Below are 7,657 nucleotides of genomic sequence, written 5' to 3' on the forward strand. Positions count from 1 at the left end.
GCCGGACGGGCGGCGCGGCGCCGCCGGGTCCGTCGCCGGCGGCGTGGTGCGCCCCGGTGACGCCGTGCGCGTCGCGCCCGCGGGCACCCCGGCCACCGTCGACGCCGTCGTGCGCGGCACGGCCGAGGTGCCCGACGCGGTGGCCGGCGAGGCCGTGACCGTCGTGCTGCGCGAGGACGTCGACGTCAGCCGCGGCGACCTGCTGTGCGCGGCGGAGGACCAGCCCGCGGTCGCCTCCCGGGCCCGCGCGCACCTGGTGTGGATGCACGAGCGGCCCATGCTCCCGGCGCGGCCCTACCACCTCAAGATCGGCACCCGCACGGTGGCGGGCACGGTCGTCGCCCTGCTGCACCGGCTGGACGTCGACACGCTCGACCGGGTGCCCGCCGACCGGCTGGAGGTCAACGACATCGGCGTGGTGGACCTGGAGTTCGACCGGCCCGTCGCGTTCGACCCCTACCGGCGCAACCGCCACACCGGCGGGTTCCTGGTCATCGACCGGCTCGACGGCGGCACCGTCGGCGCGGGGCTGCTGGACCTGCCCCTGCACGGCCGGGACGACCTGCACTGGCACCGGACCGACATCGACAAGCGGGCGCGGACCAGGCTCAACGGCCACCGACCGTGCCTGGTGTGGCTGACCGGTCTGTCCGGCGCGGGCAAGTCCACCCTGGCGAACCTGCTGGAGCGCCGGCTGCACGGCCTCGGCAAGCACACCTACATCCTCGACGGCGACAACGTCCGCCACGGCCTCAACCGCGACCTCGGGTTCTCCGACGCCGACCGCGTGGAGAACGTCCGCCGCGTCGCCGAGGTCGCCAGGCTGTTCGTCGACGCGGGGCTCATCGTGATCGCGGCGTTCATCTCCCCGTTCCGGGAGGAGCGCGACCTCGCCCGCCGGCTGGTCGGCTCGGACGAGTTCTGCGAGGTCTTCGTGGACGCGCCGCTGGAGGTCGCCGAGCGGCGCGACCCCAAGGGCCTCTACCGCCGGGCGAGGCAGGGGCGGCTGGCGAACTTCACCGGCATCGACTCCCCGTACGAGCCGCCGGAGGACCCGGAGGTCCGCGTGGACACCGCGGCGGTCGACCCCGAGGGCGGCGTGGCGCTCATCGTGGACCACCTGCGCGTGATGGGCGTGCTCGACGACTCGGACGGGTGAGGGGTCCTCAGACGGCCAGCCGGTGCGCCCGCAGCCGCTCGTAGAACGGGAGGTGGTGGCGGAGGTACCCGGCCAGCACCGGGTCGTTGTCGGTGGTGCGCGCGTACGCGGTGGCCGTCCGGGAGAAACCGCTGGTGCGGCTGGTCGACTCGTGCCAGCGGCTGGTGCCCGCCCATTCCTCGCGCATGCCGGGACCCCACGACAGCGCCTCGGGCCGGAACGGTATCCCGACCTCCGCGCAGTACCGCCGAACGGTCCCCTCCGGGTTTTCCACCAGGTCGTCGGAGTCGACCACCACGGGTTCGCCGCCGGCCGCCACGACCGCGTCGAAGATTTCCGCCAGCCAGGCGAACCCGATCTCGTCGCGGCCCAAACCCGGGTTCAGCGCGAAATGGGAGGCGATGGCCTCCCGCGGGTGCCGGATGATGAACGTGTGCCGCACCTCGGCGAGGAATTCCCGATCGGCCAGCAGCACGGGGTAGTGGAAATCGGTGGTGTCCTTGAAGAACACCGGGCCGCTCGCCGACAGCGCGCGCAGCGCCGCGATCAGCTCCGCCTCGGTGCCCACCCGCCGGTCGCCGACCCGGGTCGCGCCGAAGTCGGCGACGTGCGAGAACGGCTCGTGCAGCACCTGGAAGTCGCCCCGCTCGCCCATCATCCGCAGGAACGCGGTGGAACGGCACCGGGGCGCGCTCCACAGCGCGAGGATGCGCGGCGGACCGTGCTGAACCATGTCGTCCTCCTCGGGTGCGAGGGGTGCGAGCCTACCGCCGAGCGCCACGTGTTCAACTGCGCGGAAAATGCATTTGAACAACCGCCGACGGGGATCGTGAACAGGCTCCGGGGCGCTTGACTCCCATTTATACCAGGTGCTGTACTCGGCCGCGTTGCAGGTCGTTCTCGCGACAGCGCCCGGGAGGTCGGACCTTGACTGCTATGGCAATCGTCAAATGCCCTGAGTGCAATGCTGACGTCGAATTGGGTCCGGGTGTCATGGTGGCCGAGATCGTCGATTGCGGCACCTGCTCGTCGGGACTGGAGGTCGTCTCGGTCGAACCGCTGATCCTCGCGCTCGCCCCGGACGTCGAGGAGGACTGGGGGGAGTGAGCCGTGCGGAACCGGTAGTCCTGGTCGCCACCCGCATCCGCGTCGAGGAGCGGGTGCTGCTGGAGGCCCTGGGCAGGCGGTGCTTGTCGACCGTGCACGTGGACGACCGCTCCCTGGTGTACCGGATCGGTGACGCGCCGCCGCCGTGGCGCGCGGTGCTCAACCGGGCCTTGTCCGCCACCAGGAGGGTCGAGATCAGCCGCTACTGCGAGGTGATGGGCATCCCCGTGCTGAACTCCGCGGACACCCTCGCCACCTGCGACAACAAGATCGCGGGCACTTGGGCGCTGCGCTGCGCCGGCCTGCCGGTCCCCGACACCGTCGTCGCGCTCGACGCGGCGGCGGGCGTCCGCGCGGTCGACGAGGTCGGGTTCCCGGCCGTGGTCAAGCCCGTCGTCGGCTCGTGGGGCCGGGGGCTGGCCAAGGTCAACGACACCGACGCCGCCGAGGCGGTGTTCGACCTGCGCGCCGGCTCGCCCTCGCCGGTGCAGAAGCTCGCCTACGCGCAGCGCTTCGTGGAGGGCCGCGACATCCGCGTCCTGGTCGTCGGCGGCCACGCGGTCGCCGCCGCCCAGCGGACCTCGGACCACTGGGTGCGCAACACCGCCCGCGGCGCGCGGGCCTGCCCGGTCCCGCTCGACCCCGGGCTGGTCGACCTCGCCGAGCGCGCCTCCAAGGCCGTCGGCGGCGGCATCCTCGGCGTGGACGTCCTGGAGTCCTGCACCGGCGACCGCGTCGTGCTGGAGGTCAACGCCGGCGTGGAGTTCCACGGCCTCGCCTCGGCCCACCCGGACCTGCCCATCGCCGACCTCGTGGTGGACCACCTGCTGGAGGTGCTCCGGTGACCGGGCCCGAGGCCCGCGCCGGGCACGTGGCGTGGCTGCTCCGGTCGATGCTGTCCATCCCCTCGGTCTCCGGCCACGAGCGGCAGCTCGCCGGGTTCCTCGTCGAGCAGATGGAGCGCCTGGGCATGGAGGCGCACGTCGACGAGGCGGGCAACGCGCACGGCGCGGCGGGACCGCGCGACGCGCCCACCGTGCTGCTGCTGGGCCACATCGACACCGTGCCGGGCGCGATCCCGGTCTGCCGCGTCGGCGACCTGCTCTACGGGCGCGGCGCGGTGGACGCCAAGGGGCCGATGGCCGCGATGATCGCCGCCGCCTCCCGCGCCCGGCACGTGCGCGCCGTGGTCGTCGGCGCGGTGGGGGAGGAGGTGCCCGGCTCCCGGGGGACCCGGCACCTGCTGCGCACCCTGCCCCGGCCCGACGCCGTGCTGATCGGCGAACCGAGCGGCTGGGACGGCATCTGCCTGGGCTACAAGGGGCGCGTGGGCGTGGACTTCGACGTCACCCGCCCCCCGACGCACACCAGCAGCCCCGAGCGGACCGCGGTCGAGGTGGCCGTCGAGTTCTGCGCCCTGGTGCACGACTACCTGCGCGCGCACTCGGCGTCCGACGACCCGGTGGCCTTCGGCGCCGCGGCGGGCACCCTCGTGCGGCTGGAGGGCGACCTGAGCCGGGCGCGGGCGTCCCTGACCTGCCGGGTGCCCGCGGGCTTCGACTTCGACGACTTCGAGCGGCACCTGCGGCGCCGCTCGGGCGGGACGGTGACCTTCGACGAGCGGGTGCCCGCCGTGCGCCGGCCGGCCGGCGACCCCGTGGCCCGCGCCCTGCGCGCCGCGATCAAGGCCCACGGCGGCGAACCCCGGCTGAAGCTGAAGGCGGGCACCTCGGACATGAACGTCGCGGCGGAGTGGGGCGTGCCGATGGTGGCCTACGGGCCCGGCGACTCGCACCTGGACCACACCGGTGACGAGCACGTCGCGCTGCCGGAGCTGGCGCGGTCGGTGGACGTGCTGGACACGGCGCTGGCGCGGCTGGGCTCCCTGCTGGCGAGCCCGAGCCCGAAGCCGGACCCGGTCGCGCTGCCGGCACCCGCCCGTGCGGGCGCGGCGGCCCGGTGACGGCGCGGCGGCAACTCGACGACCTCGACGGGAGCGTGCGCGTGGAACAGGTGGGAGCGGGTCGCGGGCCGGTCCGGGTCGCGGTGGTCGGGGCGACCGGGTACGCGGGCGCGGAGCTGGTGCGGTTGCTGCTGGACCACCCCGGGGTGGAGCCGGCCTTCCTGTCCTCCGAGCGCAGCGCGGGCGCGGCGGTGGAGCGGGTGCTGCCGTCGGTGCGCAACCACCCCGGCGCGCGCGGGCTGAGGCTGCGGCCGCTGGCCGAGCTGCCCGAGGTGGACGTCGCGTTCGGGTGCCTGCCCGGCGGGCGGCTGCCCGGCGTGCTGCCGCTGGTGGCCGACCGGGCGGAGCGCGTGGTCAACCTGGCCGGCGACTTCCGGCTGGTCGACCCGGCGCAGGTCGCCGAGCACTACCCGGCCTCGGTGGGCCGGTCGGAGCCGTTCGCCTACTGCGTGCCGGAGTTCGGCGTGCCCGGCGAGCGGCTGCTGAACCTGCCCGGGTGCATGGCGGTCGCGACGCTCTACGCCCTGTACCCGCTGGTGGCCGGCGGGCTCGTCGAGCCGGACGTGGTGGTGGACGCCAAGACCGGGTCCAGCGGCGGCGGCAAGGACCCGACCGAGCACCCGGCGGAGCGGTTCGGCAACTTCCGGCCGCACAAGCCGCACGGGCACCGGCACGGCCCCGAGGTGCTGCGGGCGCTGCGGGCGCTGGCCGGCGCGGAGGTGGACCTCCAGTTCTCCACGCACAGCCTGGACGTGGCGCGCGGCGTGCTGGTGTCGGCGTACTCGACGCTGCGGGACGGGGTGACCGGGGTGGACGTGCGGCGCGCCTACCTCACCGCGTACGCGACGACGCCGTTCGTGCGCGTGCGCGGGCACGGCCTGCCGACGGTGAAGACCGTGGTCGGGTCGAACGTCGCCGAGGTCGCGGCGCTGGTGCGCGGGCGGCGGGTGGTCACGGTCGCGACGCTGGACAACCTGCTCAAGGGCGCGGCCGGCCAGGCGGTGCAGGCGCTGAACCGGCTGTCCGGGTTCCCCGAGCACCTGGGGCTGCCGTTCACGGCGGTGGCGCCGTGAGCCTGCACGTGGTGAAGCTGGGCAGCGCGACCCTGGCGCACCCGGCGGTCTTCGAGGAGGTCGCCGAGCTGGCCGGCCGGACGCGGCTGCTGGTGGTGGCGGGCGGCGCGGCCGGCATCGCGCGCCACTACCGGGAAATCGGCCGCGAGGTGCCCGTCCTGGTGCTGCGCAACGGCGACGAGGTGCGGTACTGCCCGCCCGAGGAGATGGCGCACCTCGTCGACGCCTACGAGCGGGTGATCCTGCCGGACGTGGCCAAGGGCCTGGCGGGGCTGTCGGTGTTCACCGCCACCGGCGCCGCCGGCCTGGTGACCGCCACCCCGTCCGGTCCGCTGCGGGCGTCGGTGGCCGGGCGGCCCAGGGTCGTGCGGGACCACCGGATCGGCACGGTGTCCGCCGTGGCCGTCGAGCGGCTGACCGCGCTGCTCGACACCCACGACGTGGTGGTGCTCTCGCCCCCGGTGGCCGCCGACGACGGCGGGACGCCGCTCAACCTGGACGCCGACGTGCTGGCCGCCGAGCTGGCCACCGCGCTGCGCGCCGACCACCTGTGGCTGGTGACCGGCACGGCCGGGCTGCTGGCCGACCCCGCCGACCCGGGCTCGACGATCGCCGAGGCGGCCGTCGGCGGGTCGTGGTCCGCGCGGGGGCGGATGCGGCAGAAGGTGCGGGCCGCCGAGCTGGCGCTGCCCGCCGTGGCCGACGTGGCGATCATGGGTCCGCACGCGCTGCGCGACCCGGCCGGGGTCACGAGGTTCCGCCGGGCCGGGTACGACGTCCTGCGCGAGCGGGCCGCCGAGGCCAGGAGGCTGGTGGTCGACATGGCCGCCCGGCCGACCGGGTGCCACCTCGGCGGCAGCCTGTCCGTCGTGGACGTCCTGGTCGCCGCGTTCGACCGGGCCGACGCCGGCGACGGCACCGAGGTCGTGCTGAGCAAGGGGCACGCGGCGGCCGCGCTGTACGCGGTGCTGCACGTGTCCGGCCGGCTGGCGGAGAACCCGGCGCCGCTGTACGGCGCGGCGGGGCACCCCTACACCGGGCACCCGAGCCCCGCCGTGCCCGGCGTGCGGTTCCCCACCGGGAGCCTGGGCCACGGCGTGCCCTACGCGGCGGGCTGGGCCCTGGCGCAGCGGCTGTCCGGCGGTTCGGGCCTGGCCATCGCGGTGACCGGCGACGGCGAGCTGCAGGAGGGGCTGGTGTGGGAGTCGCTCCAGGTCGCGGCGGCGCGGCGGCTGGGCAACCTGGTGGTCGTGGTGGACCGCAACGGCGGGCAGAACGACGGCCTGGTGGCGGACATCTCGCCGCTGCCGGACCTGGCGGCGCGCTTCGCGTCGTTCGGGCTCGACGTGTCCGAGGTGGACGGCCACGACCCGGCGGCGCTGCGGGAGGTGTTCGCGGCGCCGACCGGCGACCGGCCGCGCGCGGTGATCGCGCACACCGTCAAGGGCCGGGGCGTGCCCGCGGTGGAGGGAAGGGCCGGCGCGCACTACGCGGTCATCGACGGGGCGAGGGCGGAGCGGTGGAAGCGGGCGGTCCGGTGAGCGCCCGGTCGGGGCGGGACGCCTACCGCGCGGAGCTGACCGCGCTGGCCCGGAGCGACCTGCGGCTGCTGTGCCTGGAGGCCGACCTGGGCGGGCGCGGGCACCCCTTCGCGCAGGAGCACCCCGAGCGGTTCTTCAACCTGGGCATCGCCGAGGCCGCGATGATCGACATGGCGGCGGCCCTGGCGGTCGCCGGGTACCGGCCGTTCGTGAGCACCTTCGCGCCCTTCGCCGTGCTGCGCGCCGCCGAGAGCGTGAAGCTGGGCATGGGCTACCTGGGCGCGGGCGTGGTCCTCGTCGCGCCGTACGCGGGCGTGTCGGGCGCGTGGTTCGGCACCACCCACCACTGCCTGGAGGACCTGGCCGTGGTGCAGTCCTTCCCCGGCATCACCATCGCCGCGCCCGTCGGCGAGGAGGAGATGCGGGCGGTGATCCGGCACGCCGCCGCCTCGTCCGGGCCGTTCTACGTGCGCACCGGGCGCAACGCGGCCCTCACGTCCGCGCCGTTCGACGGCGACGTGCCGCCGCCGGTCAACTGGGTGTCCACCGGGCCGCCGGTCGTGTGCCTGGTGTCGGTGGGCGAGACCGGCACGGAACTGGCGCTGGCCGCGGCGGCGCAGCGGTCGGTGGCGCACGCGCACCTGTGCTTCGTCGATTACGCCTCCCTCACCGCGGCCGCGCCGGAGCTGGCGGCGCGGCACCGGAGGTTCGTGGTGGTCGAGGAGCACCGGCCGACCGGCGGCGTGGCGAGCACGCTGGCGCTGCTGCTGCCCCACCGGGAGGTCGTCGGCGTGAACGCGGGCACGGCGTGGAC

Annotated in this window: 8 protein-coding genes; 7 read left to right on the plus strand and 1 reads right to left on the minus strand. The window is 75.4% G+C overall.

The window, feature by feature from the left end; all coding sequences use genetic code 11:
* Positions 1-1,159: adenylyl-sulfate kinase (cysC, locus tag ACFV4N_RS36450; RefSeq protein WP_499677224.1), on the plus strand; the 1,159-nt coding region annotated here is incomplete at its 5' end.
* Between the two features lie 7 nt (positions 1,160-1,166).
* On the opposite strand, the gene ACFV4N_RS36455 is transcribed toward cysC, so the two are convergent.
* On the minus strand, positions 1,167-1,892 hold the full coding sequence (locus ACFV4N_RS36455; protein ID WP_499677225.1) for a sulfotransferase-like domain-containing protein: 726 nt from the start codon (positions 1,890-1,892) through the stop codon (positions 1,167-1,169).
* A gap of 203 nt (positions 1,893-2,095) precedes the next feature.
* Between ACFV4N_RS36455 and ACFV4N_RS36460 the strand changes: the two genes are divergently transcribed.
* The 6 genes from ACFV4N_RS36460 to ACFV4N_RS36485 all read left to right on the plus strand — a co-directional run.
* The gene (locus ACFV4N_RS36460) at positions 2,096-2,266 is read left to right on the plus strand and encodes a lysine biosynthesis protein LysW (protein ID WP_499677226.1); all 171 of its coding nucleotides are present in this window, start codon (positions 2,096-2,098) and stop codon (positions 2,264-2,266) included.
* Positions 2,263-3,111 (plus strand): RimK family alpha-L-glutamate ligase, encoded by an 849-nt coding sequence (locus tag ACFV4N_RS36465; RefSeq protein ID WP_499677227.1) that lies wholly within the window; start codon positions 2,263-2,265, stop codon positions 3,109-3,111. Before ACFV4N_RS36460 ends, ACFV4N_RS36465 begins: the two co-directional genes overlap by 4 nt.
* The gene (locus tag ACFV4N_RS36470) at positions 3,108-4,229 is read left to right on the plus strand and encodes a [LysW]-lysine hydrolase (protein WP_499677228.1); all 1,122 of its coding nucleotides are present in this window, start codon (positions 3,108-3,110) and stop codon (positions 4,227-4,229) included. Before ACFV4N_RS36465 ends, ACFV4N_RS36470 begins: the two co-directional genes overlap by 4 nt.
* 41 nt (positions 4,230-4,270) lie before the next feature.
* Positions 4,271-5,302, plus strand: coding sequence for an N-acetyl-gamma-glutamyl-phosphate reductase (gene argC / locus ACFV4N_RS36475; RefSeq protein ID WP_499677229.1), 1,032 nt, complete (start codon positions 4,271-4,273; stop codon positions 5,300-5,302).
* Positions 5,299-6,843 carry a thiamine pyrophosphate-binding protein gene (locus ACFV4N_RS36480; protein WP_499677230.1) on the plus strand — a complete coding sequence of 515 codons (1,545 nt, stop codon included), beginning with the start codon at positions 5,299-5,301 and terminating at the stop codon, positions 6,841-6,843. Before argC ends, ACFV4N_RS36480 begins: the two co-directional genes overlap by 4 nt.
* The coding region (locus ACFV4N_RS36485; RefSeq protein WP_499677231.1) for a transketolase family protein at positions 6,840-7,657 on the plus strand (818 nt) is incomplete at its 3' end. The genes ACFV4N_RS36480 and ACFV4N_RS36485, both read left to right, overlap by 4 nt.

The organism is Actinosynnema sp. NPDC059797, assembly GCF_042732085.1.
Lineage (GTDB): Bacteria > Actinomycetota > Actinomycetes > Mycobacteriales > Pseudonocardiaceae > Actinosynnema.

What these genes read in the sequence shown, in the direction of transcription:
- ACFV4N_RS36455 (WP_499677225.1), bottom strand. Translation starts at nt 1,892, where the DNA reads ATGGTTCAGCACGGTCCGCCGCGCATCCTCGCGCTGTGGAGCGCGCCC.
- ACFV4N_RS36460 (WP_499677226.1), top strand. Translation starts at nt 2,096, where the DNA reads ATGGCAATCGTCAAATGCCCTGAGTGCAATGCTGACGTCGAATTGGGT.